Raw genomic sequence first — 636 nt, 5'->3', positions numbered from 1 at the left:
GCCGCTGCGGTTGCCCAAGAGCGTGCCGATCGGTGCGTAGACGGCGCCACACGGATCGCCCTTGCGCGCTTTCCACAGCAATGGCGTGACCACAGTTTCGGTCGGGCCGTAGCCGTTGAACAAGTAGGTCGGTTTGAGTGCTCGCCAGGCCAAGTCATAGCTGGCCTGGGCCACCGCGTCACCGCCAAAGCAATACACACGAACAGCAGGAGGATTACCGTCACGCTCGGCATGCTCGGCCAGTTGCTGCAGGTACACCGGCGGGAACACGGCCATGGTCACGTGATGGCGATGCATTTGCTGGTAGGTGTATTCCGGCAGCCACAGGCTATCGTCGCGGATCAACACGCTCGCGCCGTTGATCAACGGGTGCATCCAGCCTTCGTGGGAGCCGTCGAAGGCGAACGACATGAAGTGTAGTTCGCAATCGGATGGCGAGGTTTCATAACGCTCGCCGGTGGCGATGATGTGGGCCACCAATGGGCCGTGGGATACTGCCACGCCTTTGGGCATGCCGGTGGAGCCGGAGGTGTAGATCACGTAGGCCAGGTTGTCGCCATCCAGCTTCACCTGAGGGGGAGTGTCGCTGAATCCTGACCATTGCTCGGTGCGATCAATCGCCAGGCTATCGAGGCC

The 636-nt window shown here is 61.6% G+C and carries 1 protein-coding gene; it reads right to left on the bottom strand.

The genetic code is table 11. The features are described from left to right. Nucleotides 1–636: AMP-binding protein (locus tag ODQ19_RS27980; protein ID WP_330211836.1), on the bottom strand; the 636-nt coding region annotated here is incomplete at both ends.

Source organism: Pseudomonas sp. AM4(2022) (assembly GCF_036346515.1).
Taxonomy (GTDB): domain Bacteria; phylum Pseudomonadota; class Gammaproteobacteria; order Pseudomonadales; family Pseudomonadaceae; genus Aquipseudomonas; species Aquipseudomonas paracarnis.
This window is presented reverse-complemented; position numbering and strand designations above follow the sequence as displayed.